Genomic DNA, 26355 nt, shown 5'->3' on the forward strand with positions numbered 1-26355 from the left:
GGTGTCCCCCCGATGCGCGCCGTACATCGCGGCGCTTCGTTCAGAGCGATGAAACCGCAATCGCTCGACATGGGCAAGATATTTTAGAACGACGTTTCGTTTTGAACTTCTGACAAGCCGCTCGCAAAGAGCGAGGCCCGCCGAGTGATCGGCGGGCCTCCAGTGGGCCTAGTATTGGAAGCGCACGCCGACGCGGATCATCCGCCCGAAGGTCTCGTAGAGCGTGCCGTTGGTGTTGACCGCCAGGTTGCCTGCGGTCGGCGCCACAGGCGGGTCGGTGTCGAGCAGGTTCTTGATGTTGAGATAGACCTGACCGCCTCCGAGCTGGGGCATGTCGTAGCTGATCTGCGTGCTCAGGAGGGTCTGGCCCTTGGACTCGCGGAAGCCCAGCTGACGGGCGTTGCGGGTGGCGTCGTAGAGACCGCCGCCGACATGCTGACCGATCAGGGTGATGCTCAGGCGATCCAGCTGATAGGTGCCCTGGACCTGCGAGCGCCAGTGCGGCTGGTTGCCGACCACTGAGCCGGCCGTGTCCAGCGTGACCAGGCCCGGCGCGGCGGTGATGAAGTGCTCGACATAGGTGGCCACGCCCCGCAGCGTCAGCCGCCCCTTCCACCAGTCGGCCCACTGATCGACCGGCACGCGATAGGTCGTCTCGATGTCAATCCCGCTTGTCTTCAGCGACGAGTAGTTCACCGGCGAGTTGCGGAACCGGACAATGTTGCCGGCCGCGTCGCGGGTGATCAGCGCGCAGAGATCGGCGATTCCCGCAAAGCACTGGTTGACGATCATCTGGTTGTCGACCGTGGCGATCGCGCCCGCGATGCTGATGTCGTAGTAGTCGACCGACATCGACAGGCCCTGCGCCCACGATGGCTGGTAGATGACGCCGTAGGTGGTGGTGTCGGCCTTTTCCGGCTGCAGGTTCGGATTGCCGGTCGTCAGGGTCGAGATGTTCGAGACCAGGGGATTGCCGGTCCGGAATGGGTCGTTGACCGAGGCCACGCCCTGGCGGCCGGCGGTGAAGAGCTCGTTCAGGTTCGGCGCGCGGATGTCGCGCGAGCGGGTGTAGCGGAAGCGCAGGTCGTCGATCGGCTTGTAGCTGAGACCCACCTTCCAGGTCGTGACCGGGCCGCTGGTGCTGTAGTCGGCGCGACGGGCGGCGGCGTTCAGCTCCAGCGACTTGGCCAGGAAGACGTCCTTCAGCAGCGGGACGACGGTCTCGGCATAGGCTTCCTTGATGCTGTAGCTGCCCGACCACGGCTGCTGGTTGCCGATCTTGTAACCGCCCTGCAGCGACAGGGCGTCGGAGGTCACGACCGACGACTCCTTGCGGTATTCCAGACCCGCGGCCAGCGACACCGGGCCAGCCCAGTTGTCGAACAGCGTGCCGGAGATGTTCCAGCCGGCGGCCTTCTGGGTGTTGCGGGTGCGCGCCGGGCTCTCGGCGTTGACATAGGCCAGGGCGGCCGCCGACGGGGCGCCGACGCCGAACGGATTGAACGCGACGCAGCCGTTGCCCGGATTGGTCAGGGTCGAGCGGCACACCGCCTGCCCCGTCACGGGGTTGATCACCGAGTCGACGGCCAAGGCGAAGTTGAAGATGTTGTTGGTCGACTTGACGATGTTCTTGTTGCGGTTCTGGCCCCACTCGACATAGCCGGTGGTCGTCCAGCCGAAGATCTTGCCGTCGAAGCCGGTGACGAACCGCGTGGTGTAGTTCTGGTTGTCGGTGTGGGTCTTGCCGTCCTCCAGGTCCCATCGCGTCATCGTGAGGGCGTTCACGCCGGAGGCGATCATCTGATTGCGCACGCTGGTCGGCAGGAAGGCGTTGTCGCGCTGGATGGTGATGTAGGCCGTCTGCGCCGAGGCGCTATTATGGACGTTCGGTCCGTTGGTGTAGTCGGTGTGGACCGCGCCGTAGTTGCCCTCGGCAAAGACCCGGAAGCTGTCGGTGACGTCGTAATTGACGTGAGCGAACAGGGTCTTACGGTCCAGCGGACGGTTCAACTGCTGGATCGCGGCGTTGTCGATGCCGTCGCCGCCGACCTGGGTGCCCGTCGAGGTCAGCGTGCCGAAGTCGAAGACGCGCGGGCTGCCGTCCGGATTGAAGGTGATGCCCCGGAAGCTGGCGTTGGCCGCGGCGGTCCCGCCGACGCCGCCCAGGATCAGGCCGCCATAGCTGCTGACCAGGCGCACGTTCGAGGCGATGTTCTGCGTCGGCGAGGCCTCGGTGCCGGCCGCGCCGGGGATGTTGATGATCTGCCAGCCTTCACGGGACCAGCCGCGCGAGGCCGCCGGGATGCCTTTGTTGTTGTAGTACTCGAAGCTGCCGATCGCATGGCCCCGGCCGCCGGCGAAGGCATGGCCCGCCGCCAGGTTGACGACCTTCTCCTTGTTGTCGCCGTGCGAGGTCTGGCCGTACTGCAGATTGCCCTTAAAGCCCTCGAACTTCTTGTTGAGGATGAAGTTGACCACGCCGCTGACGGCGTCCGAACCGTAGGCCGCCGAGGCGCCGCCGGTGACGATCTCGACGCGTTCGAGCAAGGCCGACGGGATCAGGTTGGCGTCGACGCTGCCCGTGACGTTGGTGGCCACGAAGCGGCGGCCGTCCAGCAGGGTCAGGGTGCGGGTCGCGCCCAGGCCGCGCAGGTCCAGGAAACTCTGGCCGCCGCCGGTGCTGCCCGAGTTGCGCTGGGTGCCCGAGGTGTTGGTCAGGGCCGGCAGGGTTCGCAAGGCCTCGGACGCCGTCGAGGGCGAGGTCCGGGTCAGCTCTTCCGTCGACAGCGAGGTGACCGGCGTGGGCGTGGTGTAGCCCGTCCGGGCGATACGCGAACCCGTCACGACGACGGCGTCGACGACGCTCTCCTCAGAGGCGCGCGACTGGGCGGCCTGCTGGGCCATCGCCGGCGCGGCGGCCAGGCACATCGTGAGAGTCAACAGGCTGGCGCCGCAGCCGAGCCATGATGAAGCAGCGCCCCTGCGCAGGGCGGTACGCGACTTTTCCATTCGTTTCCCCCGCCCCGTTTGCTGGGGCTTCTATCGTTGTCGGGCGACCGTTGCGGCCGCTCCAGCGACGGCAAGGGACACCGTCGTTGCAATTATGAAATCACGTTTCGATTTATTTTAAAATACCGTTTCATTTATTAGACCCCAAATTGGGAGAGCCGCCGCGCATCGCGGGTAATTTTCGAAATGACCTTTCAAATTATCCCGACGAAGGCGTATGAGATTCCAAGGCTGCTCACGCCCAGGTGGTCGATGCGGGCGCCTGCGACCGCTCGAACGTCCTGTTCTCCGTCTTAAAGGCCCGCTGGAAGCTATCGCGATGAACACCAAGGCAAGACCGCGCCCTGCCCTCTCCGGAGTCGCCTCGGCCGATCGGGTGCTGTCGATCCTGACGGCCTTCCAGATCGGCGACGACACCCTGGAACTGACGGAACTGGCCGAGCGCACCGGGCTGGTGAAGAGCACCATCATGCGCATGGCGATCTCCCTGGAGGCGGCCGGGCTCGTCGTCCGCACGCTGGATGGCCGCTATCGACTGGGCGGCGAGATCATGCGGCTGGCCACGGCCTATCAGGAGGCCATGGACCTGGAACAACATATCCGGCCGCTGCTGCAGCACCTCGCGGTGGAGACCGGCGAGACGGCCTCGTTCTGGATCCGGCAAGGCGACAAGCGCATGTGCCTGTATCGCGAAAACTCGCTGCAGGCCCTGCGCCTGGAAGTGCCCCAGGGCACCGTGCGCGACCTCGACAAGTCGTCCGCAGCCAACGTGCTCATGGATTTTGGCGCTACGCCGCCCACCAAGACCAGCCCGACCGCGCTGCCCTACTACAGCTCCGGCGCGCATACGCCGCTGGTGACGTCGATCTCGGTGCCGGTCTTCTCGGGCGGCGCCAGCCTGGCCGGCGCCCTGACCCTGTCGGGCCCCTCGGCGCGCCTGACGCGAGACCGGGTGAAAGTGGTGAGCCCCGTCCTGATCGAGGTCGCGATCAATCTCAGCCGCACGTTGGGCGGCCAGACCGCTCCGCTCTACGACAACGTCCCGACCGCAGCTTAGAGGACGCTTCTTCCCTCTTCACTGATCTGGGTGGCAAAGCGGCGCCCCGTGCCCCGCGGATGCGATGGGGCCAGACGAAAAAGGCCGGCCAACGGTCATGACGTCGGCCGGCCAATAGTGTCCCGCCGGTGGGGTGGCGGTAGGCTGATCAGGCTACGGAGTGTTGCACCGCCCCCACAAGGCCAAGACCGGCTGGCAAACCCGGATTGGGCCACCTGGCTGGCGCGGCGGCCAGTCGGCTCGCGGCTTGTGATCCCGGGCCCTTCAATAAGCCTCTGCGCCGTTCAGCGCCCGGACCGCGGCGACCAGACCGACGACCGCGAAGTTCTCCATCAGGGGAACCAGGCTGAGTTCGACGTGACGATCCAGACCGTTCTTGACCAGGAGAGTCGTGCTCATGGCGGCGGGAACGTTGGTGCGCAGGACCGTTTCTATTCGGGCTGATAGGTCGTGGCGTTCGGCGGGCTTGACGATGTCGATCAGGCGATAGTCGATCAGCTCCTCGACCTTAAAGCCCGTCATGGCCGCAAAACGCTCGTCGAGCTCGGCGAAGGAACCCCGAACGGTCAGCCGCGCCGAGCCCAGGTCGTGCAGATTGGAGGTCGCGGCGCGGTAGGCCTCGGAAGCCTCGAACCGGCGACGCAGATCGCGCTCCTCGCTGCGGTTCAGCATCACCAGGGCCACGCCGCCCGGATAGGGAAAGGCTCGCATGCTGCAGCGGCGTTCGCCGTCCGGCGAAGCGGCGGCTTCGAACTCCACCACCTCTCCGGCCCGCAGCGCCCGCAACAGCTGCTCGGCGATCAAAACCTGCCCCGGCGCAGGAAACAGCTCGGCGCAGGTCAGCCCCTCCATCTGAGGCGCGCTCAGCCCGGACAACGCCTCGAACGGATGGTTGACGGATTGCACCCTCAAGTGTTCGTCGAAGGCTACGAAGGCCTCGCTCATCGCGCCCAGCACGGCGGCCAGCGCCGTCTCGGACCGCACGCGGGCTTCACGTCCTGAGCTGTCGCCCGTCAGGCCGAAGAACAGCCCCGCAGAGACCACCGCCACGCGCGGGCGGCCGTGGTGGGTGACAATCACCGGCGCCTCCAAGGCGCGATCCTGCCAATGCCCGAAGTTGCGGCTGATCTCGCCGGCGGTGACCGAAAGCGGTTCCGAGTTCAACGACTTGATATCGGTCTCCTTGCAACGGGCCAGCTTTGCGCAAAACTCGTAAAACGTCGTAACGAAGACTTTAAGGATAACGGCGAGCGCGGCGAATTCATCTCGCTATCCTTGTATCTCCATCGGCATAACACCCTGTGCCTGAGATGGAGGTGCGGCGGGGTGTCGCACTTATTGCGCGAAATTGCCGCAGGCACGTCCTTACCAATCTCAAGTGGTGTGAACGCGAAACTCTCCTCCATCAGGGAGGAGACGTCACATGAGAGGACGCTCGAACAACAGACCGTGGCGTGGGGATCAAAGCGGCGCAGTGGCAGTCGAATTTGCGCTGCTCAGCCCGGTCCTGATGATCATGATGGTCGGCATACTGGTCTGGGGCCAGTATTTCTGGGTCGCCCATACCGTCCAGCAGGTGGCCAACAATGCGGCCCGCGCCGCCTTGGCGGGACTGGATCCGGCCGAGCGCGTGTCCCTGGCCCGCGAGGCGATGGACTCGGAAGTCGCGGACTATGCCACCTTGCGTCCCCAGGCCGCCGACATCGGCGTCGACAGCCTGAGCGACCGGATCATCGTCTCGGTTCGCTACGACACCGCCGGCGACGCCTTCCGCGCGCTCGATGGCCTGGTCCCCTCGCCGCCCAAGATGATCACGCGCCAAGCCGCGGTCCGCCTGGGAGGATACTGAGATGCCCCGCTCCACCCTGGCCAAGTCCCGCTTCGCCACTAACGAGGACGGCGGCGTGGCGGTCCTCGGCGCTTTCGCCATGAGCGCGATGCTGGGCGCCACCGCCCTGGCTGTCGACACGGGCTCGGTGTTCCTTGAGACACGCCGTCTGCAGGGCACAGCCGATCTGGCCGCCATGGCCGCTGCGCGCGACCTGGACAACGCCGAAGCCGCCGCCCTAGCCACGGCGCGCGCCAACGGCTGGACCGGCCCCCTGACGGTGACAATCGAGAAGGGCCGCTACGCCCACGATCGCAGCCTGTCGGCATCCGCACGCTTTCAACCTGGCGCCAGCGAGCCCGACGCCGTGCGGGTGAAGGTCGATAGCCAGGCGCCGCTGTTCTTCGGCCAGACGATCACCGGCAAGTCCAGCATAGGCATCTCCCGCCAGGCCACAGCCGCGCGGGCCGACCTGGCCAGCTTCTCGATCGGCACGCGGCTGGCGGCGCTGGATGGCGGCCTCGCCAACGCCCTGCTCAGCGGACTGACGGGCTCCAGCGTCAGCCTGTCGGTGATGGACTACAACGCCCTGGCGGACGCCGACATCGAACTGTTCGACTACCTGGACGCGCTCAAGACTCAGGCGAACCTGAAGGTCGCGTCCTATGACGAGGCGCTGCGCGCCAAGGTCACGACCGGACAGGCCTTGAAAGCCCTCTCGGTCGCCCTCGGCGCCAAGGGCCAGACGCGCGCGGCCAGCGCCGCCGGCAGCCTCGCGCGCGCCGCCGGCAATCGCACGCCCGCCGAGCTGACTCGCCTGTTCGACCCTGGGCCCTACGGCTCCCAGAGCCATGTGCAGGGCGGCGGCGGTGCGGCGGTCAAGCTGGACGCCATGAATCTCGCCAAGGCGGTGCTGGAACTGTCCAACGGCGCTCGGCAGGTCAAGTTGGACCTGGGCGCGGCCGTCCCCGGCGTCGGCGAACTGACCGCCTGGCTCGCCATCGGAGAGCCGCCCAACAGCGCGCCCTGGATGACGATCACCGCCAGCCGCGACGTCATCGTCCGCACCGCCCAAACCCGACTTTACCTGGAAGCCAAGGTCGGCGGCTCCGGCCTGTTGGCCCCCGCCCAGATCAAGCTGCCGCTCTATGTCGAAATGGCCTCGGGCGCGGCCAAGCTGGCGGCGATGTCCTGCGCCCAGGGCGAGGCCACGCTCAGCGTCAGCCCCGGCCTCGGAACCTTGGCCATCGGCGAAATCGACACCGACAAGCTCGACGACTTCAAGAGGCCCCTGACGCCCGCCCCGGCGGCGATTGCCAAGGCCCCTCTATTCTCGGTGACCGGCAAGTCATCGGTGTCACTGGGCGGCCAGGCCTGGAAGACGGTGCGCTTCAGCCAGGACGAGGTTCGAGGGCGGGTCGTCAAGACCGTCTCGACCACCGACCTGGTCCGCGCCTCCGCCTCGACCCTGCTTCAGAACCTGTCGCTGAAGGCCGACGTGCTGGGCTTGGGGCTAGGTCTGGGCGACTCCGCCTTGACCGGAGCGGTTGGGTCGCTGCTGAGCCCCCTCGCTTCGCCTCTGGACGAGGTGCTGAACAGCCTGACCAACCTGGTGGGCGTGCGCCTGGGACAGGCCGACGTCCGCATGAATGGCCTGCGCTGCCGCGACGCCGCGCTGGTTGCCTGACGCAAAGGACCCCTGAAAATGCCCCTGCCCTATCATCAGCTCCGTTTCGCCGGCACGTCCGAGTTCAGCCTGCTGGGCTCGATGTTCGAGCCCCCGAACATCCGCGGCCGAATGCACGCCATCTGCGCCCTCTACGCCTACACGCCGGTTCAGGAGCGCCGCGCCGAATTGCTGGACGCCTTGGAGCTGCTGACCTTGGAGGTCGCTCACCTGATGGCTCTGGATTTGCTGGAAAATGGCTGGCGTCCGACGCCATCAGAGCTTTCCGACAAGGGCATGACGGTCGGGGCCTAGGCTGCGTCATCCATCGGAAATGAGCGTGGAGGCTTGCGGAGACCGCCGTTCTGCGCATGCTCAAGGTTGCGAGCACGGGTGGCGCTGCTCGTCGCACCGCACGGTTCGTCGCGGTTCCCAACGGAGTGGGTGGGCCTTGAAACTGTCACTTGAGAAGCCGTGGACGGCTATCGCCCTCATGGGCGGATTGGCATTGATGGCGCCGACCGTCGCCGTCTCGGCTCCAAAGCCGGGTGGCCTGTGCGCATCCCGTACTTTCAGCGTGTATTTCGCCCAGTGGAGAGCCGAGATCGGTCCCGATGCGCGAGCGGCCCTCACGGCGGATCAGCAGTCCTTCAAGGATTGTGACATCGAGCGCGTCAGGATCGTAGGCCTCGCCGGCGTGAAGGGCTCGACTGACAAGAACCAGCAATTGTCCCAGAAGCGCGGCGATGCCGTCGCCAGCTTTCTGACGGCGGCCGGCTGGCGGCGAGATCGGATGGAGATCGTCGCGCTTGGCGACAAGGGGGCGACGCGAGGCGACGCTGAGCGTCCGATCCGCCGTCGTGTGCGTGTCACCGTCGAGGCTCGGCCCGCAGGTTAGTGTGCGGCATGGCAGGCCTTCTCCAGCTCTGCGGCCGCCCCGGCTTCAGAGCTGGCGAGGCTTGATGAGGTCGGATGCGGCGACCAGGCTTTCCGGCAGGCCGATGTCGATAAAATCGCCCGCAAAGACCCTGCCTCCGACCTGGCCGGACGCGCAAAGCGCCGGCATCAGGTCGCGCTCCAGAGAGAGCGCTCCCGAAGCATCGGGGATCAAGGCGCGCTCCAGGCGCATGACGCCGCCATTGATCAGCCCTTGGCGCAGCGCGGGATCCCGCGGCGTCATACGGGCGACCCGGTCGGCCTCCAGGCTCACGGTCTCGTAGCGATCGGCCGGCGCAACGGATCGCAGGGCCATGCCGGCCGGATAGGCATTCCAGTCCGCCAGGTCGCGCCAGTCGAAATCGAACCAGGTGTCGCCGTTCATCAGCAGAAAGGCCGGGTCCAGCCGGTCGCGCGCATGGACCAGAGCGCCGCCGGTGCCCAGCGGCGCGGGCTCGACCGACACGTCAATCCGAAGACCCAGCCGCTCGCCGATCTGGCTCTCCGCAAGATGATGGTCGATCACCGCCGCGCCGTGTCCCGCCAGCAGCAGAACGTCCGCAAACCCGTGCCGCGCCGCCTTAGCCAGCAGGTGTTCCAGAAAGGGTCGTCCCGCGACCTGCAGCATCGGCTTGGGCATGTCTCGCGTGAGCTCGCCCAGGCGAGACCCAAGCCCTCCCACCAGGACCACGCACTGCCTCACGCTCACCGCGGCACGCTCCAGGCTTCCGCCCCCTCGAAGGTCACCTTGACCGAGCTGGCCTGGCCGCCGGCGGCGTTCAGGGTCGAGATCAGGTGGTGGCGGTTCTCCGGATCGGTGAAGAACATCAGGAAGCCCCCGCCCCCCGCGCCGGACACCTTGCCGCCCCAGGCGCCGTGGGCGATGGCCAGGTCGAACAGGCGATCGACGGTGTCGGTGGCCACGCCGCTGGCGGTGCGCTTCTTGGCCGACCACGAGCGCATCAGGATGGCGGCCATGTCGCGCATGTCGCCGCGCAGCAGAGCCTCGCGCATCAGGGCCGCATCGGCCTTCAGCTGGTGCATGCTCTCGACGGTCTCGGCGTTCATGCCGACCAGACCTTCGATTTGCTCCTTGATGATGGTCTCGGACCGTCGCGACTGGCCGGTGAAGCAAATCACCAAAGAGGATTCGAATTCGTTCAGATAGGCGCGCGGCACCCTCAGCGGGCTGACCAGGACCTTGTCGTCCGCCAGGAACTCGATGAAGTTCACGCCGCCAAACGCCGCCGCGTACTGGTCCTGGCGACCGCCGGCCAAGCCCAGCTTGCGGCGCTCGATCTCGAAGGCCAGGCGGGCGACATCGGCAGGCCCCAGCGGCAGGTCCAGCGCCAGGCGGAAGGCCTCGACCAGCGCCACGACCAGGGCCGAGGACGAGCCCAGGCCCGAACCGGCCGGCGCGTCGATCGTGGTCGAGACGGTCAGGGCTGGCGCCTCGCCATCCAGATAGGCCTGCACCATGTGGTCATAGACGGCGCGATGCAGGACAAGGCCGTCATCCAGGGCAAGCGGTCCCGGCGGGTGACGCTCCTCGGCGTCCAGATCGCGGGCGCGGAAGACGACCTGTCCGTCGGCGCTGGGCGTGATGTGGGCGAAGGCGAAGCGGTCGATCGTGGCGTTCAGCACCGCCCCGCCGAACTGGTCGCAATAGGGCGAAAGATCCGTGCCGCCGCCGGCCAGGCCAAGCCTCAGCGGGGCGCGCGCACGGACGTCGAAGGCGCGGAGCGAACGGCTCCGGCCCGCGGTCTCCATGCGCTCGCCCCGCCAGGCGTTCATGCCGCCTCGCTCAGCAGCACCTGGGTCCCGCCGCGGTCGATGCCGTAGCGCAGGCGCGGCATGTTCTGCGACGCCATATAGGCCTCGAGCTCGGCGCCGTCGCCCGGCGTGAACAGCATCAGGAAACCACCGCCGCCGGCGCCGATCACCTTGCCGCCGGTGACGCCCAGATTGGCGCGGACGTGGTCGTACAGCTGGTCGATGTGCGGCCAGCTGATCTTGGCCGACAGCTGCTTCTTGCTCAGCCAGTGCTCGTGCAGCATACGGCCCCAGCCGTCGAGATCGCCGGCGATCCAGGCGTCGCGAATGCGGTAGCCCAGGTCCTTGATCGCCCCCAGGCTCTGGGCGGCCTGGCGCTGCTTGTCGCCGCCAGCCAGCATGGCGCTGTTCTGGTCGTCCAGGATCACCGCCGCGTCGCGGCGCAGGCCGGTGTAGTAGATATGCGTGCGGTCGATGAACGCCGCCTCGACCTCCGGATCCAGGCTGACCGAGCCGACCTTGACCTGGCCGTTGGGCGCGATGTCCAGCGTGGTCAGGCCGCCGAAGGCCGCCATGTACTGGTCCTGTTTGCCGATGCCCTTGTTCAGGACGTTGATCTCCAGGTCGCACGCCTCTTCGGCCAGGGCCTGACGGTCCGGAACACTGCCCTTCAGGGCATGCAGGGCGTGCAGGAAGCCGACCAGGAAGCAGCTGGACGACCCCAGGCCCGTGCCGCCGACGATGTCGCCGATCGAGCTGGCCTCGAAGCCGGTCTCGACGCCATGGCGCAGCAAGGCCGCGCGCACCAGCTCGTGCTTGAGGTCGGCGCTGCGATCGACGCTCTCGGGATCGGGACCCATCAGGGCCACATGATCGTGGAAGGCCGGCCGGTGGGCGCTGATGTGGATGTACTTGTCCAGGGCCAGGGCGAAGATGAACCCGCCGTCCTGCCGGTAGTAGCTTTCAAGATCGGTGCCCCCGCCGCCGAGGGTCACGCGCAGCGGCGTCCGGGTCGAGATCATGACGCCTACTCGGCGGCGACCGGGGCCGTCGCGGGAGCGATCTGCTCCCAATGGCCCTTCGAGCGCGACAGGGCCGGGTGCGAAACGAGGAGGTGCCACACGACAGCGGCCAGGCCCTCGACGATCGGCGTGATCAGGCCGGGGTCGACGGTCGGGACAATCACGCAGGCGTCGGCGATCTTGCCGGTGTAGCCGCCGTCGCGACCGACGATGCCGGTGACGGCCGCGCCCTTGTCCTTGGCGTACTGCATGGCGCGCACGAGGTTGGCGCTGACCGGCGGCTCCAGGCTGCCGCCGCCGACCGAGAAGATCAGCAGGCCGTCCTTGGCCGTCAGGCGGCTGCTCTCCAGCCAGGTCGAGAAGACGCCTTCCCAGCCCTCGTCATTGATGCGGGCGGTCAGTTCCGAGACGTTGTCGGTCGGGCAATAGGCCTCGAAGCCGCAGATCTTGCGGAAGTCGTTGGTGGCGTGGCTGGCGTGGCCCGCGCTGCCGCCGACGCCCAGGATGAACAGGCGCCCTCCCCCGTCCCGGACATTGGCCAGCGTGGTGGCCACGGCCTCGATCGCCGAACGGTCGATAGCGGCGATCGCGCGCGTGGTCGCGTCGAGGAAATGGTCGGAAAACATGGGTTCTGCCTCACGGCGCCGTTGCGATTGTCGGTTGCTCGACAATGGCCAAAACCGCTTGCAGGAGTGTTTCGACGACGGCTCTAGAACCCAGTTCGGGGACGGAATTGGCGCCGGAATTGTAAAACTTTTTCAAGAGGATCGTCGCGCAACCTGCAGCCTGTCCGCAGGCTACATCGCGGTCCTGGTCGCCGATCATCCATGAGCGCGAAAGATCGACGCCATGACGTTCCGCCAGCTCCAGGATCATTCCCGGCTTGGGCTTGCGACAGGCGCAATCATCGGCGTTGTCGTGGACGCAGGCGACGATGTCGTCGACGGGCAACGCCGCCGCCAGACGGGCATGGATCGCGTCCAGAACCTCGGCCGCCATGAGTCCGCGGCGCACGTCCGGCTGGTTGGTGACGACCAGCAGCAGGTAGCCGGCCGCCTTCAGGGCGGCCAGCGCTTGGGGGGCGTCGGCTTCGATCTCCAGCTCGTCGACGGCGCGCGGTGAAGCAGGCTTGCCATCGCGCCAGACGACGTGGTTCAGCACGCCGTCACGGTCGAGAAAGACCGCCGGCCGGAGACCGTTGGAAGCGCGCGTCATGGCCTTAGAGCTGGAAGCCCGCGGCCTGGGCGTCGTCATAGAACATCGCCACCGTCTCCAGCGACAGCTCGGCCAGGTCCTTGCCGGCCATGGACAGCTTCTTCAGCACATCCGGCGTCGAGGTGATGATGTGGCAGCCGCAGTCGCGGGCCTGGTAGATGTTCAGCACTTCGCGGACGCTGGCCCACAGCACCTCGGCCTGGGGCTTTCGAGCCGCCATGGCGACGGCGGCGCGCATGATCGGCATCGGGTCGATCCCCGTGTCAGCGATGCGGCCGGCGAAGACCGAGATCACCGCCGGAACGTCGTCGGCCAGAGCCTCGACCGTGGCGGCGACCTGCTCCAGCGTCAGGATGGCGGTGACGTTGACCTTCACGCCCTGGGCCGCCAGTTCGCGCACCATCGTCAGGCTGCTCTCGCCCTTGGTGTTGGTGATGGGCACCTTCACATAGACGTTGTCGCCCCAGGCCGCGATCTTCAGCGCCTGGCGCTTCATGTCCTCGAACGCGTCGGAGAACACTTCGAACGAGATCGGGGCGTCGGGAATGCGGGCCAGCAGCGCCTGGGCGAAGGCTTCGTAGTCGGTGATCCCGGCCCTGCGCATCAGGGTCGGATTGGTCGTGAAGCCGGCCACTTGGCCGCCGTCGTGCAACTTGGTGAAATCTTCCAGGCTGGCGCCATCGGCGAACAGCTTGATCTGGCTGGCCAGGTTGGCGTTGGCGACTTCCGTCACGTCGAGGCGATGCAGCATATGGTGTCCCCTTCTGGGAGCGTCGGTTTCACGACGGGACGGGTCCCGCCTTTTCACGCCCGGCGGTGCAAGTTCGAGGCCAAATGTCGGGTGTCAGACTGAGGCATTGAGAGAGGGTTCGGCGATATAGCCCACGGACTTCCGCCAGATCAGCTTGCCGAGGCCGTGCTCCATCAGGAGGCGTCCGCGCAGTCGGCGGTCCGAGCCGAACTCCAGCGTCACGAGGGCGAGAACCGTCCCCGCCGCCAGCTGCAGCAGACCCTTGGCCATCAGCGTGGCCCAGGCCAGCGCCGGACGACGAGCGGCGTCCAGGTAGATCGAGACATAGTGCTGGGTTTCTCGGCGCACCCGGATCAGGCGATAGCCGACCTCCGTGCGATGCGGCGCGACGGTCTCGGTGACATAGGCCTTGGCGGCCCAGACGATGCGACGGCCCTGGCGATGCAGGCGGGTAAACAGCTCGGCGTCCTCGCCGCCGGCGTCGCCGAACGCCTCACGCATCGCCGGCTGGCCATCCGGGAAGCAGCGCGTGACGTCGAACAGCGAATTGCCCGTCCCCAGGCCGTACTGCGGCTTGCCCGAGGCCTTGGTCAGAGCGATCAGCGCCCCGTCGGGCAGATGCAGGTCGCGGACGAACTGCGATCCCGTCGGATCGTAGGCCGGAGGACCGTCCAGGAACCGCGCAAGACGCGGCCCCACGGCGATGTCGGCGTCGGCGGCGCGCAAGGCGCCGACCAACTGATCCAGCCAGTCGGGCGCGGCGATCTCGTCGTCGTCGATCATCGCCACCAGCCGACCTCGGCACTCGGCGAAGCCCCGGTTGCGCAGGGTCGACATGTTGCGGGTCAGCTCGACGACATAGCGCAGCGGCCAGGCGGCCTCTCCAGCCAGCCCCTCCACGACGACGCGGGCGCTGCCGCTGGGATGGTTGTCGATGACCACGATCTCGATCGCCAGGCCCAGGGCGTTGGTCTGGCCCAGGCACGAGCGCAGGGTCGCCGCCAGCCCTTCGGGCCGGTCATAGGTGCAGATGGCGATCGACAGGTCGCTCATGCGGCCTTCTCGTCGATGAAGCCGATCGGCGCGCGCCAGGTCAGCTTGCCCAGCCCCTTGGCCATGCCGATGCGGTTGTCGAAACCGGCGCCGGCCCGCCACTCGCCCGAGACCACATAGAGCCCTGCATGGACGGTCATCTGGGCCAGGCCCAGCAGGCTGACCTTCACCCGCGTCAGCCCGGGATGGTCGCTGGTGGCGATGCGCGAGGCCGCATAGTGCTGCGAGCCGCGCTTCATGCGGGTGACCATGTAGCTGGGCTTGGTGCGGTCGGTCTCGATGTACTCGCGGACCATGGCGGTCGGGCACCAGACGAAGCGCTTGCCGGCCAGGGCCAGGCGGAACAGCAGGTGGGTGTCCTCGCCGTTGCCGTCGCCGAACGCCACGCTGAACGGCTCGGCGGTGTCCAGGCAAGTGGCGACGCGGAAGGCGGCGTTGCCGCTGCCCAGCCCCTTGCCCTTCTTGCGCAGGCGGCCGAACAGATGGAGCGGCGTGTCGGCCGGCTCACGGAAGTCGAGGGTGTAGCGCCAGCCCTCCGGGTCCCATGCGGGCGGATGGCCGGCCTCGAACACCGGATGCTTGGGCCCGAAGGCGGCGTCGGCGCCGGTGCGCTCCAGGCAGCGATACAGCTCCGACAGCCACTGCGGGTCGGGCGCCTCGTCGTCGTCGATGAAGGCGACATAGGTTCCGAGAGCGGCCTTGATGCCGATATTGCGAACGATCGAGACGTTGCGACGCGGGTCGGCGAAATAGCGAAGCGGCGCGCCCTGCTCCGCCAACCGCGCCACAAGGCCCTCGGCCAGACGATCGGGATGGTTGTCGACGACGATGATCTCGAACGGCACGCCTTCGGAGACCTCAGGCCTCAGGCAGGTGGTCAGGGTGCGTTCCAGCAGGTGCACGCGGTCATAGCTGAGCACCACGACGCTGACGGCGATCGGCGCATCCATGGTCAAACCCCCGTTCCACGGAACACGACCACGGCCGTCTTGGCCAGGATCTGAATATCCAGCCACAGCGACCAGCGGCGGATGTAGTCCAGGTCGCGCGCGACCCAGTCGTCATAGTCGTTGATGCGATGACGTCCCTCGACCTGCCACAGGCAGGTGATGCCCGGCTTCACGGCCAGCTTCTGCTTCTGAAAGTCGGTAAACTGGGCGAACTCATGCTGGCGCGGCGGGCGCGGCCCAACCAGGCTGAGGTCGCCCTTCAGCACGCTCCACAGCTGGGGCAGCTCATCCAGGCTGTACTTGCGCAAGGTCCTGCCCAAGGGCGTGACGCGCGGGTCGTCGGTCAGCTTGAAAGCCGGCCCCTTCATCTCGTTGCGGTCCTGGAGCTGGGCTTCCATGGCCTCGGCGCCCGTGACCATGGTGCGAAACTTGTAGCCCGTGAACGACCGCTCGCCCTGCCCCACCCAGTGGCAGGCATAGAACACCGGCCCCCTGGAGGTCGCCTTGACCAATCCGGCGATCACGGCCAGCGCCGGCGCCAGCACGACCAGCAGGCCTGCCGACACAGCGATGTCCATCAACCGTTTCAGCGCGTGCGCAAATCTCAAGACTGGCCTCTGACCGGGAACCGGACGTAAAGGTGGGCGACGGATAGTCGGTGAAACGTCTAGTGACGCTTCTTCACGCCCACATGCGCCAGGCCCCCTTAATGTCCCGTTCCCAAGGCCAGCAATCGTTTTCAGATACCCGAAACGGGGTCGAAGCGGTCTATTTCGCCGGCCTGCGCTTCACGCCGATGACGGTGGACGAGACGGTCGACGCCTTGGCCGCCCGGCCGGCCGACGCGCCGTTCGTCACCTTCGTCACGCCCAATGCCGAGCACGCCTATCTTCGTCGCCACGACCCGGAGTTCCGCGCCGTCAGCGACGCCTGCTGGATCAGCACCAACGACAGCCGCGTGGTCGGCCGCACCGCCTGGCTGGGCGGCCTGCGCCTGCGGTTCGCCCCGGGGGCCTATGTCGTGCGCGACCTGTTCGACAAGGTCATCCAGCCCGACACCCCGCTCAGCGTCATCGGCGGCACCGAGGACCTGATCGCCAAGCTGCGCGCCCAGTACGGCCTGACGAACCTGGCCCACCATATCCCGCCCATGGGCATGATCCGCAACGAAGCGGCCGTGGCCGAGACCATCGCCTTCGTGGCCGCAAACCCCGCCCGCTTCGTGTTCGTGGCCATGGGACCGCCGCAGTCGGAACTGTTGTGCGGCCGCATCATCGCCGATGGCCGCGCCACGGGCGTGGGGCTGTGCATCGGCAGCTCGCTGTCGGTGCTGACCGGCGATTCCCATCCCGCGCCCGACCTGCTGGAGCATTCGGGTTTCGTCTGGCTGTATCGCCTGGCCAAGGAGCCCAAGCGCCTGTGGCGGCGCTACCTTCGCGGCTTCTACGCCCTGGGCCTGGCCATCCGCGACGCTCTGGGACTACGTTTGGGCTTGCGGCGCGCGGGCGCCGATGGCTGACGAGTTCGCCCCGCGCCGCAGGGCCCTGGACGACTGGCGCGCCGGCCTGCAGGAGGAGCGTGCCGTGTCGCGTCAGCGCGAGGACGGCTGGGTGGCGGCCTGGTCCGGCTTCGTCCTGGTGCTGATGGTGCTGTATCTGATGATCGGCCAGAGCCCCTACACCCACCAGGTGACGCGGGACGCGCTGACCGGGGCGGCGCAGACCTCGACGGTCAACCGAACGATCTGGCTGGCCCTGCTGGCGCTCAGCCTGCCCATCGTCTGGCTGCGGCGTAGCGCCTTGGTCGATCTGGCCAAGCGCCTGTGGCCTCTGCTTCTGCTGTTCGTCTGGTTCGGCGCCACCACGCGCTGGGCGATCGACCCCAGCGCCTCGAACAAGCGCTTCATCCTCTACGTCATCAATCTCCTGGTCTGCATGGCCCTGATCACCGGCCTGCGCGACGCGCGCCGGATGCATATGGCCCTGGCGACGGCCTGCGCCGCCATCATCCTGATCGACCTCTTTTCGTGGATCGTCCTGCCCGCGAAGTCGATGACCGTGCTGGGCGTGGCGGCGATCCACAATCACAAGAACACCCTGGGCGTGGTCATGCTGCTGTGCGCCATGGTGATCCTGCCCTACGTCATCTTCCTGCGCAGCCTGGCCGCTCGCGCCGTGTGGGGCGCGCTGTTCGTCGGCTGTCTCGTCCTGCTGGTGGTCAGCAAGTCCAAGACCAGCCTGGCCCTGGTGGTCGTGCTCATGGCGATGATCCCGGCGTTGCTGATGTGCCTGCGCCTGCGATCCGGCGCCCTGCTGGCCCTGATCGCGATCGGCGGACTGGCGCTGCTGGGCGCGGTCTTCGGATGGACGGCCTGGAGCTACATCAACGGCAAGGACCCGCTGTATCCGCTGCACGACGTGACCTTCACCCAGCGCACCGATGTGTGGGCCTTCGCCTTGGGCGAGTTCGCCCAGCGGCCGATCAGGGGCGTGGGCTTTTCGTCATTCTGGGACATCGACCCGATGGTCCAGCCCAGCCTGCAGACCGGCGCGTGGTTCGCAGACGACACCTACACCAACGAGTCGCACAACGGTTACATCGACATCCTGGTCACCACCGGCGTGTTTGGCCTGGCCGGCGCGTTGATCCTGCTGACGCGATGGATGCTGGGCGGTCTGGCCTTTCTGCGACGCGGCCTGCTGGATCCGTCGCGCGCCAGCCAGGACCTGCTGCCGCACGCTCTGTTCCTGGCCACGTTTCCGCTGATCTTCTTCGTCCACAACTGGATGGAAAGCAGCTTCTTCATCGCCAATGCGATGTTCGGGATCCTGATGCTGCTGGTCGGCGTCGACATCGACATGCAGCGCCCAGAGGCGACGGAGAGAAAGCCCGCGCCTAGGCGCCGGCGCGCCCCGCCTTCCGCCTCGCCGCTATTGCCGCCGTCAGGATGGCGATCATGACCACGAGCTCCAGCGTCTGACCGGCGACGGTGCCCAGGATGGCGCCGCCCGATCCCATGCCGCGGATGATCAACAGGATCGCCCCCGCCGCGACCAGCGAGGCGGCGGTGTTCGCCAGCGCCAGCGACTTGAACTCACGCAGCACCTGCAGGGCGGCGCTGACCACGGTCTGGCCAAAAGCCACCGCAGCCCCCACGCCCCACAACAGCACCATCCAGCCGTCATCGCCGTACTTGCCGCCGAAGAGATGGGTGGCGACCAGGGGCCAGGCCGCCCAGATGATCGCGCTCCAGGCCGCCGCCACGATCAGCCCGCCGGCGACAGCCAGGGCCACGATGCGAGCGAAGGCCGGCCATTGGCCCAGGTCGCGCCGCCGCGCCAGGTCGCCGCGCGCCACCATGCTCCACGACGACGCCAGCAGCGGGATCGGCCGCAGCAGCTGCTGGGTCGCCGACAGCGCCGCCAGCGCCACCGGTCCAAACCAGCCGGCCACCACGAAGACGTAGAAGCGCGTCAGCAGCTCGGTGCTCGACACGCCCAGGAAGATCCAGCCCGACTGCCGGGCGTAGTCGCCGTAGCGAGCCAGAGCCTTCAACCCCGGCAGCCCCTGCCGCGCCCACAACGTCCCGCCGATCCCGCACGCGGCATAGGCCAGGCCCAGGCGCAGCAGGATGGCGTTGGCGTCGAGGGCGGCGTGTGCCAGCAGGGCCTGGCCCAGCAATGCGCTGACCAGAACAAAGACCGCCGCAGTCTGGATCGCGGCCACCCCGGGCCGGCCGCGCGAGAAGGTCAGGCCGCGCACATACTGCTGCAGCAGATAGGCCGGCGTGAACAGCGCCGCAGCGACAGCGCCATAGGGGCTGCCGTCCGCCCGCCACGCCAGGGCGCCCGCCAGGCAGGCCAGGCTGACGACCAGCAGGAAGATGAGGTTCACGCCCGCCATCAGACGCTCGACCGGCGCGCGCACGGGATCGCCGCCATCGCCCGGCGACAGCACCTGCAGGTGGCACAGGGTCAACGCGTTCTGGAAACTGGACAGCACGAAGCCGCACGAAGCCCAGAACACGAAGCCGCCGTACTGGTCGGGGGCCACGAACCGGATCAGCAGCAGGTTGACGCCGAAGTTCAGCACCGACCACAGGGCCTGCTCGAGCGCGGAGATCAGATAACGCGACATCCGTCCCCTTCAGCCTGCTGCGCGCGCCGTCCTAGAAGCGATTGCCGCGGTTGATGCTGTAGTTGAAGTTGAAGGGCAAGGCCCCGGTCACGTATTGCCGGATGAACAGATTGACCTCGGCGATGGCGCTGCGCGGCACGAAGATCAGGTCGCCCGGCAGCACGGTAAGAGCGCCCTCCGACTGACCACCCAGGGTCGCGCGCACGTCGATGGTCTGCATCAGCAGGCGCGGATCGCCAGGGCGCTGGCGGATCAGCACGACCTTGCCGGTGCGGGCGGTTTCCTGGAAGCCCCCGGCCGCCATCACCGCTTGGGCGACGGTCAGCTGCCCCTTGATCGGCTTGACGCCCGGATCGCGAACCTCCCCGCCGACATAGATCTGCGACGAGCCATAGGTGGCGATCAGCGCCTCGACATGCGGCGCGCGCAGCACCTGGGCGTAGGCGTTGGTCAGCGCGATGTTGGCTTCCTCCGCCGTCAGGCCGGCGACAGCCTGGGCGCTGATCAGCGGGAACACCCCGCGCCCGTCGGGCCCCACCACCACGGTGGTGTTGAGGTCCGGATTGACCAGGAAGCGCAAGGCCAGCTCGTCGCCCGCCCCGATCCGATAGCGATAGTCCTCGCTGGTCCAGGTCGCGAAGGCCACGCCGGGATCGGCATAGGCGTTGGGCTCCAGCCGACGCGGCGCCTCATAGTCGGAATAGCCGCGCTCACGATATCTGTCGCGAGCGCTCGGCGCGCCGGCGCAACCGACCAGCGCCAAGGCGGCGGACAGCAGCAGGATCGGACGGACCCAGAACGACACGCGAATCTCCATCAGCCGCAGCGGAAACATGGTAAACGCAACTAGCCGAAAGCCCGTTAGGATTTGGTTTCCAGAGCTATTTGAGGCGCGTCAAATTGCGGCGCCCCATTCCCCGCAATATACTGAGACAAAAGGGTTTTCGCCTACCCGCCTTGACCTCGACCCATATCGGGTATCGGCGGCGACCGGCCATTAGTCTTTGTTAATACCCGGCTCCGTATCGGATGGTTAACCGCCGCACTCAGGCGGGTCCATTTTCGGATCGGGTGTCACCGCCAATATGAGCGCCGCGGCGATCGAGCGAGAGGCTTACGCCAATGCCAGCGGCAGTGGACGCATCCGCTCGCCCCTGACGATCCGCGAGCTGCTGACCCCGGCCTTCTACTATCGCAGCGAAGCGCTGGCCGCGTTCCTGATCCCCGTCCTGATCGCTATCGTCGCCGTCTTCCTGGCCCAGCCGATGTACACGACCCAGTCGCGGCTGCTGATCCTGCTGGGCGATGACTATGTCTTCCGCAGCGACGTCGCCGGCGCTGGCCAGGGCATGAGCTTCGACCGCGCGCAGATCGTCCAAGCGGAGATGCAGATCCTCTCGGCCAAGGACCTGCGCATCAAGGCAGTGCAGGAGGTCGGCATCGAACGCGCCTACCCGGCCATGGCCGGCCAGTCCCACGCGCTGGAGAAGGCCGCCGAGCAGTTCGCCAAGGACCTGACGATCGACAACGTACCGCAGTCGAACGTCGTCGAGATCAGCCTGCGCCACCGCGATCCTCAAGCCGCCGCCGATCTCGTCAACACCCTGGTCAAGCTCTACATCGAGCGTCGGCGCTCCATCTTCGAGCAATCTGACCTCACCTCGGTCAACGGCCAGCGCGATCAGTTGAATGGCAGGCTGGGGGAAATCGAGCAGCAGCTGCTCAAGTTCTCCGTCGACCACGGCTTTGGCGATTACTCCAGCGAGTTCGCCACCATCCAGACCCAGCAGGCCTCGCTGGCCAGCCAGCTGCAGGCGCTGGACCAGCAGCTGGCCGCCCGCAGCGGCCGCGTTTCGGTGCTCTCCAAGCGCCTGAGCGCCGCCCCCGCCAATCTGGAGATCTCGACCGATCAGGGCCGCTCGCAGCAGCTGGACGCCCTGACCGGCAACCTTCTGGACCTGCAGAACCAGCGTCGCCTGGCCGCCGCCCGCTTCGTCGACGGCTACCCGCTGGTCGCCGACCTCGACCGCAAGATCGCCGAGGTTCAGGCTCAGATCCGCTCGGTCCCGACCCAGCAGGTCACCTCGGTGCGCCGCGGCATCAATCCGGTCCGCCAGCAGCTCGACACCCAGCTGGCCGACAGCGAAGGCGATCTAGCCGGCCTGCGCCTGGCCCGGACCCAGGCCGCTCACGACCTGCAGGTCGCCACCGCCCGCCTGACCGAACTGGTTCGCATCGGCCCCGAATATCGCGAGCTGGTCCGCAAGCGCACCATGCTCGAGACCGGCTTCTCGGACCTGGCCAAGCGCTCGGAAGACACCCAGCTGTCGGACGCCCTGTCCAAGTCCAAGGCCAATGTCCGCGTGGTCCAGGCCGCCGATCCGCCGGTGAAGGGCAAGAGCGGACGCACGCTGATGCTGCTGGCCGGCCTGGCTGTCGGCGTCATCGCCGCGTTCTCGGTGATCGTGGTCTCGACGACCTTCTCGGACGTGATGATCACACCCCGCGACGTCGAACAGAAACTGGACGTGCCGGTGATCCTGACCGTTTCGGCCAACGCCGAAGGCGGCGAACGCCGTCGGGGTCGCGGTCGCACGCCCCGCGCCTCATTCCTCAGCTATGACGACGCCAAGCTGCTGCTGCGCCTGCTCTCCAGCGTCGCGCCCGGCCCCGGACGCGTCATGCAGCTGGTCGCCGCCAATGGCGAAGAGGGCGTCTCCAGCCTGGCTCTGGACCTGGCCCTGATGGCGTCGGGCGCCAACGCCAAGCGCGTGCTGCTGGTCGATATCGAGCCCGATGTCGACGCCTCGGCCGTTCAGGTCCTGGGCGACAACGGCGCCAGCCTGGGCCGCCTGCCCAGCGAACGCGTCCAGGTCAACGGCGGCTCGCTGCACGTGACCCTGCCGATGGGCGCCGGCTCCAACACCATGACCGAAAGCCGCTGGGAGCAGTTCTTCATTGAGGCCCGGCGCGACTACGACTTGATCGTCATCGACAGTCCGGCGCTCGCCCGTTCTGCGGCCGGCCTGATCGTCGCGCCGCTGGCCGACATGACGCTGGTCGTCGTCGAGGCCGAGGCCACCCGCGCCGCCGTGGCCCGCAACATGATCGAACGCATCGATTCCGCCGGCGGCGAAGTGATCGGCGCTATCCTCAACAAGCGCGGGTTCTATATACCCCGGATGATCTATTCCTGGCTGTGAGGACCGCATGACGCGGCTTGGACTGTCCCGCCGCGCCGCGCTGGCTTCTGGCCTGGCTCTCACCGCCGCGCCGACCTGGGCTGCAGAGCGCTCGCTGCGCGATCTGGCCGCCGCCAAGGGCGTGCTGTTCGGCGCTGCGATCGAACCGCATGTCGTCCAGGACGACCCCGCCTTCGCCGACCTGCTGCAGCGCCACTGCGGTTCGCTGACCGCCGAAAACGCCATGAAGTGGAACGCCCTGCGGCCCACGCCCGACCGCTTCGACTTCGCGGCGGCTGACGCGACCGTCGCCTTCGCCCGACGACAGGGCGCGCAGGTCTATGGTCACGCCCTGGTCTGGCACGAGGCCATGCCGGCCTGGCTGGACGAGGCCCTGACGCCGCGCACGGCCGGCGCGCTGCTGAGCGACCACATCCGCCGCGTTGCCGGACGCTACGCCGGGTCGGTCACGGCCTGGGACGTGGTCAATGAGGTCGTGGAGCGCAACGACGGTCGTCGTGACGGCCTGAGGCTGTCGCCGTGGTTCCGGGCGCTGGGACCAAGCTATATCGGCGCGGCGTTCCGCGCCGCCCGCCAGGCCGCGCCTCGCGCTCGCCTGGCCCTGGCCGACTACGGCCTGGAATATGACGACGAGCGCTGGATGGTCGAGAAGCGCGGCACGATGCTGAGCCTGCTCGAGGACCTGAAGGCCGCGGGCGTCCCGATCCACGCCCTGGCCATCCAGGGGCACCTGGACGGCGCTCGACGACCGGCCTTCGGTGCGGGCCTGCGCCGCTTCCTCGCCCAGGTCGCGAATCTGGGGCTGGAGATCTACATCACCGAACTGGACGTCAACGACCAGAAGGTCCCTGGGAACGTCGCCCGCCGCGACGTGGTCGTGGCCGACAGCTATCGCGCCTTCCTGGATGTGGTTCTGGACGAGCCGGCGGTCAGGCGGGTGACGACCTGGGGCCTGACCGATCGCCACACCTCCAAGAGCGGCATGTTCCCGCGCGCCGATCGCGCCGGGGTGCGCCCCCTGCCCTTCGACGCAGCCCTGCGACCCAAGCTGGCCTATCAGGCGCTGGTCGACGCATTCGCGGGCGCGCCACGCCGCTGATCGGCGTCCTCGCGTGCGTTGAAGGTTCGAAGCGCAGTCGACGGCGAGCTCGCCCCGACATCGGCTTTCGACAGCATCCGATCCAGCGTGATGCGCTTGACGGGCCGGCCGTCGCGCAGCTTGCACCAGGTGGTCTCGCTGATGCCGTAGCGCGCCATCAGCCATTCGCGGGTGATGGCGGGAAGCCGTGACTTCAGCTGCTCGAACTGTCCGGCGGTGATGGTCACGAGGTCCATGGAAATCTCTCAAAAAAGAGGCGGCGGGCCTTTCGGCGCCGCCGCCTTCGCGCAGGGGAGTGGAGCGCTCTAGAAGTTGTAGTTCAACCGCACGCCGCCGTACCGGAAGCTGTTGCGGTCGTAGAGAACATTGCGGGCGTTGATCTGGGATTCATTACCGATGTTGTTGTAGAAGACCTTGTCGAACAGGTTGTTCACGAAGGCCGTCAGGACGTACTTGCCGTCCTTGCTTTCCATGGCCGCGTGAATATTCACGATCGCGAACGGCTTCTGCTCCGTGGCCGGATCGTGCAGGATCGAGAAGTTCGACCGGCTCTCATAGCGATAGGACGCCCCGACCTTGAAGCCCACCGCGTCATTCTCGATCGGCAGGGTGTAGTCGGCGCTGGCGTTGATCTTGATCTTGGGCGCGGCCTGCAGCGACTTGCCCTTCAGGTTGCCCTGGTTGGCCGAGGTCGTCGCGGTCGCGGCCATGCACCCTTGCGCCACGGTCTGGCGCGTGTAGCAGCCGGCCCGCGGATAGTCGCGGATCTGGGCGTCATTGTAGATGGCGCTGAGGCTCAGGCGCAGGTCGTCGGTCGCCCGGAAGGTCGAGGTCAGCTCGACGCCCTGGGTGCGCACCTTGCCAATGGCCAGCACGCGGATGACGGGGGCGACGTTGGGGTTGGAGTTGTCGATCGTCTGGATCTGATAGTTCTTGTAGTCGGCGTTGTAGACGTTGACGTTCAGCGTCAGGCGGCGGTCGAACCACTGGCTCTTCACGCCCAGCTCGACGTTGTTGACCTTCTCGCTATCCAACGGCGTCAGCGGACGGACCGCAGCGGTGGCGTTGTCCTCGATGTCGTAGGCGCGGCCGGTCTCCGAGTGCGACAGGGTCACATAGGCGTTCACCGTGTCGGAGAAGTCGTGCTTGAAGCTGGCCTCGCCGGCCAGGAAGCCATAGCTGGACGTGTCCTCCGAATAGGCCCCGGCCGGACCCAGGTTGAACTTCCAGGTGTAGCCGATCTTGTCGTGCTGATAGCGCAGACCGGCTGTCAGCGAGTCGGCCTCGGTCAGCTTGTAGGTGCCGCGACCGAAGGCGCCGAAGCTCTTGATGCGCGAGGTGCGGTCGGAGTCGAAGGCGAAGATCCCCGGCCGCGCATAGGGCTGGAACAGGTCGCTGTCAGTGTAGATGGCGCCCAGCAGGTAGGTGAAGGTCTGCTCGCTGGGCGAGACCAGGCGGACTTCCTGGCTCCAGTACTTGGTCTGGATGTCGGTATAGGCGTTGAAGGCGGTGACGCTGGGCACGACATTGGTCTGGGGCGAACCCAGGAAGATGTCGTTTCGCGGCTGCTCGCTTTCCGAATAGTTGCTCAGCGAGCTGAGCGTGCCCAGCGTGGCCAGATCGTAGTCCAGGCGCAGCGAGACGCCGCGGTCCTTGGTCTTGGCCCAGCCGTTCTGCAGCGAATAGAACTCGCGATTGTCCTTGGACGGCGTGATCCCCGGGAAGAGCTGAGCGAAGGTGCGCTTGGGGGTCAGGGCGTCCAGGCCGTGGGTCGCGCCGGGCGCCACGTTGATGTAGACGCCGCCGCCGGCGATCGGCGTGGTCACGCGGTCGCTCTGCAGGTGATAACCGGTCAGCAGGGCGCTGAACTTGTCGGTCGGCTCCCACAGCAGCTTGGCGCGCACGCCCTTGCTGTCGAAGCCTTGAGCGCGGTTGCCCAGCGCGATGTTCTTCATCGCGCCGTCCCACTTGTTGTAGAGGCCCGAGACGCTGACGGCGACAGTGTCGCTGAGCGGACCGGTGACGAACACCGAGCCGCGCGTCTGACGATCCGTAGTCTGTTCGAGGATGGCGTTGGCGGCGAACTCGCGACTGGGCGCGCGGGTCACGAAGTTGATGATGCCGCCCGCGGCGTTGCGGCCCGACAGGGTCGACTGCGGCCCGGCGAACACTTCCACCCGCTCGACGTCGGTCAGCTCGCTGGCCAGGGTCGAGAAGGTCGGCTGCGGAATATCGTCGATGATGATGCCCGTCTGGGCCTGGACGCTGACGGCGTTGGCGAAGGTGACCACGCCGCGGATGCCGGGCGGCTTGGCCGCCTGGGCGTTGTTGGCGATCGACAGCGACGGGAACACCGCAGACAGGTCGTTGATGCGCGAGACGCCGGCGGCGGCCAGATTGGCCTGTCCGGCCACGGCGACCGACTTGGGAACGTCCTGGACATTCTCGGTGCGCTTCTGGGCGGTGACGACAACTTCGTCGACCGAGGCGGCCTCTTGGGCCAGAGCCGGCGCAGCGATCGCCAAGATCACGGCAACACTCGCACTCAGAAGACAGGCGTGTTTATAGGATTCCTTGTTGGACACTTCTTATTCCCTCCCGATATTTTTATTCGACGTGACAGATATCGCGCCGGTTGTGTTTTGTTGGCGACACG

Annotated in this window: 24 protein-coding genes and 1 pseudogene; 9 read left to right on the forward strand and 16 right to left on the reverse strand. The window is 67.2% G+C overall.

The window, feature by feature from the left end; genetic code table 11:
* Positions 1–168: 168 nt before the first annotated feature.
* A complete protein-coding gene (locus E1H18_RS06795) occupies positions 169–2940 on the reverse strand; it encodes a TonB-dependent receptor domain-containing protein (protein ID WP_206679034.1) in 2772 nt (923 codons plus the stop codon).
* A 99-nt stretch (positions 2941–3039) separates the two neighbouring features.
* Positions 3040–3117 (reverse strand): annotated as a pseudogene (locus tag E1H18_RS27250) (hypothetical protein); the annotation flags it as partial.
* A 211-nt stretch (positions 3118–3328) separates the two neighbouring features.
* On the opposite strand from E1H18_RS27250, the gene E1H18_RS06800 reads away from it, so the two are divergent.
* Positions 3329–4066, forward strand: coding sequence for an IclR family transcriptional regulator (locus tag E1H18_RS06800; RefSeq protein WP_172265153.1), 738 nt, complete (start codon positions 3329–3331; stop codon positions 4064–4066).
* 264 nt (positions 4067–4330) lie between these two features.
* Here E1H18_RS06800 and E1H18_RS06805 read toward each other — a convergent pair whose 3' ends face one another.
* The gene (locus tag E1H18_RS06805; protein WP_172265155.1) at positions 4331–5230 is read right to left on the reverse strand and encodes a PAS domain-containing protein; all 900 of its coding nucleotides are present in this window, start codon (positions 5228–5230) and stop codon (positions 4331–4333) included.
* Between the two features lie 310 nt (positions 5231–5540).
* Between E1H18_RS06805 and E1H18_RS06810 the strand changes: the two genes are divergently transcribed.
* The 4 genes from E1H18_RS06810 (at position 5541) to E1H18_RS06825 (ending at position 8458) form a co-directional block, all read left to right on the forward strand.
* Positions 5541–5915 carry a TadE family protein gene (locus E1H18_RS06810; RefSeq protein ID WP_206679035.1) on the forward strand — a complete coding sequence of 125 codons (375 nt, stop codon included), beginning with the start codon at positions 5541–5543 and terminating at the stop codon, positions 5913–5915.
* A gap of 1 nt (position 5916) precedes the next feature.
* Positions 5917–7581 (forward strand): TadG family pilus assembly protein, encoded by a 1665-nt coding sequence (locus E1H18_RS06815; protein ID WP_172265158.1) that lies wholly within the window; start codon positions 5917–5919, stop codon positions 7579–7581.
* Between the two features lie 18 nt (positions 7582–7599).
* Positions 7600–7875: a hypothetical protein gene (locus tag E1H18_RS06820; protein ID WP_172265160.1), complete on the forward strand. Its 276-nt coding sequence runs from the start codon at positions 7600–7602 to the stop codon at positions 7873–7875.
* A 136-nt stretch (positions 7876–8011) separates the two neighbouring features.
* On the forward strand, positions 8012–8458 hold the full coding sequence (locus tag E1H18_RS06825) for an OmpA family protein (protein WP_172265162.1): 447 nt from the start codon (positions 8012–8014) through the stop codon (positions 8456–8458).
* A 45-nt stretch (positions 8459–8503) separates the two neighbouring features.
* Here E1H18_RS06825 and E1H18_RS06830 read toward each other — a convergent pair whose 3' ends face one another.
* The 9 genes from E1H18_RS06830 to E1H18_RS06870 all read right to left on the reverse strand — a co-directional run bounded on the left by E1H18_RS06830 (position 8504) and on the right by E1H18_RS06870 (position 15838).
* On the reverse strand, positions 8504–9205 hold the full coding sequence (locus E1H18_RS06830; RefSeq protein WP_172265164.1) for a sugar phosphate nucleotidyltransferase: 702 nt from the start codon (positions 9203–9205) through the stop codon (positions 8504–8506).
* Complete coding sequence (locus E1H18_RS06835; RefSeq protein ID WP_206679036.1) at positions 9202–10290, reverse strand: dehydrogenase; 1089 nt, start codon at positions 10288–10290, stop codon at positions 9202–9204. Before E1H18_RS06835 ends, E1H18_RS06830 begins: the two co-directional genes overlap by 4 nt.
* A complete protein-coding gene (locus E1H18_RS06840; RefSeq protein ID WP_172265167.1) occupies positions 10287–11291 on the reverse strand; it encodes a galactokinase in 1005 nt (334 codons plus the stop codon). The genes E1H18_RS06835 and E1H18_RS06840 overlap by 4 nt, the downstream gene beginning before the upstream one ends.
* 5 nt (positions 11292–11296) lie before the next feature.
* Positions 11297–11917 carry an SIS domain-containing protein gene (locus E1H18_RS06845; RefSeq protein ID WP_172265170.1) on the reverse strand — a complete coding sequence of 207 codons (621 nt, stop codon included), beginning with the start codon at positions 11915–11917 and terminating at the stop codon, positions 11297–11299.
* A gap of 10 nt (positions 11918–11927) precedes the next feature.
* Positions 11928–12506, reverse strand: a complete 579-nt coding sequence (locus E1H18_RS06850) for an HAD-IIIA family hydrolase (protein ID WP_172265173.1) — start codon at positions 12504–12506, stop codon at positions 11928–11930.
* A gap of 4 nt (positions 12507–12510) precedes the next feature.
* The gene (locus E1H18_RS06855; RefSeq protein WP_172265176.1) at positions 12511–13257 is read right to left on the reverse strand and encodes a transaldolase; all 747 of its coding nucleotides are present in this window, start codon (positions 13255–13257) and stop codon (positions 12511–12513) included.
* A gap of 93 nt (positions 13258–13350) precedes the next feature.
* Positions 13351–14310, reverse strand: a complete 960-nt coding sequence (locus E1H18_RS06860; RefSeq protein ID WP_172265179.1) for a glycosyltransferase family 2 protein — start codon at positions 14308–14310, stop codon at positions 13351–13353.
* Complete coding sequence (locus tag E1H18_RS06865; RefSeq protein WP_172265182.1) at positions 14307–15260, reverse strand: glycosyltransferase family 2 protein; 954 nt, start codon at positions 15258–15260, stop codon at positions 14307–14309. The genes E1H18_RS06860 and E1H18_RS06865 overlap by 4 nt, the downstream gene beginning before the upstream one ends.
* Before the next feature lie 2 nt (positions 15261–15262).
* On the reverse strand, positions 15263–15838 hold the full coding sequence (locus E1H18_RS06870) for a sugar transferase (protein WP_241735910.1): 576 nt from the start codon (positions 15836–15838) through the stop codon (positions 15263–15265).
* A 131-nt stretch (positions 15839–15969) separates the two neighbouring features.
* Here E1H18_RS06870 and E1H18_RS06875 point away from each other — a divergent pair, with 131 nt between their 5' ends.
* A complete protein-coding gene (locus tag E1H18_RS06875; RefSeq protein WP_172265188.1) occupies positions 15970–16779 on the forward strand; it encodes a WecB/TagA/CpsF family glycosyltransferase in 810 nt (269 codons plus the stop codon).
* Entirely contained in the window at positions 16772–18220 is a 1449-nt protein-coding gene (locus tag E1H18_RS06880) for an O-antigen ligase (RefSeq protein WP_172265191.1), read from the forward strand. Before E1H18_RS06875 ends, E1H18_RS06880 begins: the two co-directional genes overlap by 8 nt.
* Here the strand turns inward: E1H18_RS06880 and E1H18_RS06885 are convergent.
* Entirely contained in the window at positions 18156–19397 is a 1242-nt protein-coding gene (locus E1H18_RS06885; protein WP_172265194.1) for a lipopolysaccharide biosynthesis protein, read from the reverse strand. The two genes, E1H18_RS06880 and E1H18_RS06885, sit on opposite strands and share 65 nt — an antisense overlap.
* Positions 19398–19428: 31 nt before the next feature.
* Positions 19429–20202 (reverse strand): polysaccharide biosynthesis/export family protein, encoded by a 774-nt coding sequence (locus E1H18_RS06890; RefSeq protein WP_172265197.1) that lies wholly within the window; start codon positions 20200–20202, stop codon positions 19429–19431.
* A 280-nt stretch (positions 20203–20482) separates the two neighbouring features.
* Between E1H18_RS06890 and E1H18_RS06895 the strand changes: the two genes are divergently transcribed.
* Complete coding sequence (locus E1H18_RS06895; RefSeq protein ID WP_172265200.1) at positions 20483–22600, forward strand: hypothetical protein; 2118 nt, start codon at positions 20483–20485, stop codon at positions 22598–22600.
* 7 nt (positions 22601–22607) lie between these two features.
* The gene (locus E1H18_RS06900; protein ID WP_172265203.1) at positions 22608–23699 is read left to right on the forward strand and encodes an endo-1,4-beta-xylanase; all 1092 of its coding nucleotides are present in this window, start codon (positions 22608–22610) and stop codon (positions 23697–23699) included.
* On the opposite strand, the gene E1H18_RS27255 is transcribed toward E1H18_RS06900, so the two are convergent.
* Together E1H18_RS27255 and E1H18_RS06910 are read right to left on the reverse strand one after the other, a co-directional pair.
* A complete protein-coding gene (locus tag E1H18_RS27255; protein ID WP_172263912.1) occupies positions 23657–23935 on the reverse strand; it encodes a hypothetical protein in 279 nt (92 codons plus the stop codon). The two genes, E1H18_RS06900 and E1H18_RS27255, sit on opposite strands and share 43 nt — an antisense overlap.
* A 69-nt stretch (positions 23936–24004) precedes the next feature.
* The gene (locus E1H18_RS06910; protein ID WP_172265206.1) at positions 24005–26230 is read right to left on the reverse strand and encodes a TonB-dependent receptor domain-containing protein; all 2226 of its coding nucleotides are present in this window, start codon (positions 26228–26230) and stop codon (positions 24005–24007) included.
* Positions 26231–26355 lie beyond the last annotated feature (125 nt).

The organism is Caulobacter sp. RHG1, from assembly GCF_013181195.1.
Lineage (GTDB): Bacteria > Pseudomonadota > Alphaproteobacteria > Caulobacterales > Caulobacteraceae > Caulobacter.

Excerpts from the sequence above, each read along its gene's own strand:
- E1H18_RS06840 (WP_172265167.1), bottom strand. The coding sequence starts at position 11,291 with ATGATCTCGACCCGGACGCCGCTGCGCGTGACCCTCGGCGGCGGGGGC.
- E1H18_RS06860 (WP_172265179.1), bottom strand. The coding sequence starts at position 14,310 with ATGAGCGACCTGTCGATCGCCATCTGCACCTATGACCGGCCCGAAGGG.
- E1H18_RS06865 (WP_172265182.1), bottom strand. The coding sequence starts at position 15,260 with ATGGATGCGCCGATCGCCGTCAGCGTCGTGGTGCTCAGCTATGACCGC.
- E1H18_RS06895 (WP_172265200.1), top strand. The coding sequence starts at position 20,483 with ATGAGCGCCGCGGCGATCGAGCGAGAGGCTTACGCCAATGCCAGCGGC.
- E1H18_RS06850 (WP_172265173.1), bottom strand. The coding sequence starts at position 12,506 with ATGACGCGCGCTTCCAACGGTCTCCGGCCGGCGGTCTTTCTCGACCGT.
- E1H18_RS06845 (WP_172265170.1), bottom strand. The coding sequence starts at position 11,917 with ATGTTTTCCGACCATTTCCTCGACGCGACCACGCGCGCGATCGCCGCT.
- E1H18_RS06870 (WP_241735910.1), bottom strand. The coding sequence starts at position 15,838 with ATGGACATCGCTGTGTCGGCAGGCCTGCTGGTCGTGCTGGCGCCGGCG.
- E1H18_RS06815 (WP_172265158.1), top strand. The coding sequence starts at position 5,917 with ATGCCCCGCTCCACCCTGGCCAAGTCCCGCTTCGCCACTAACGAGGAC.
- E1H18_RS27255 (WP_172263912.1), bottom strand. The coding sequence starts at position 23,935 with ATGGACCTCGTGACCATCACCGCCGGACAGTTCGAGCAGCTGAAGTCA.
- E1H18_RS06820 (WP_172265160.1), top strand. The coding sequence starts at position 7,600 with ATGCCCCTGCCCTATCATCAGCTCCGTTTCGCCGGCACGTCCGAGTTC.
- E1H18_RS06885 (WP_172265194.1), bottom strand. The coding sequence starts at position 19,397 with ATGTCGCGTTATCTGATCTCCGCGCTCGAGCAGGCCCTGTGGTCGGTG.
- E1H18_RS06880 (WP_172265191.1), top strand. The coding sequence starts at position 16,772 with ATGGCTGACGAGTTCGCCCCGCGCCGCAGGGCCCTGGACGACTGGCGC.
- E1H18_RS06800 (WP_172265153.1), top strand. The coding sequence starts at position 3,329 with ATGAACACCAAGGCAAGACCGCGCCCTGCCCTCTCCGGAGTCGCCTCG.
- E1H18_RS06875 (WP_172265188.1), top strand. The coding sequence starts at position 15,970 with ATGTCCCGTTCCCAAGGCCAGCAATCGTTTTCAGATACCCGAAACGGG.
- E1H18_RS06835 (WP_206679036.1), bottom strand. The coding sequence starts at position 10,290 with ATGAACGCCTGGCGGGGCGAGCGCATGGAGACCGCGGGCCGGAGCCGT.
- E1H18_RS06900 (WP_172265203.1), top strand. The coding sequence starts at position 22,608 with ATGACGCGGCTTGGACTGTCCCGCCGCGCCGCGCTGGCTTCTGGCCTG.
- E1H18_RS06855 (WP_172265176.1), bottom strand. The coding sequence starts at position 13,257 with ATGCTGCATCGCCTCGACGTGACGGAAGTCGCCAACGCCAACCTGGCC.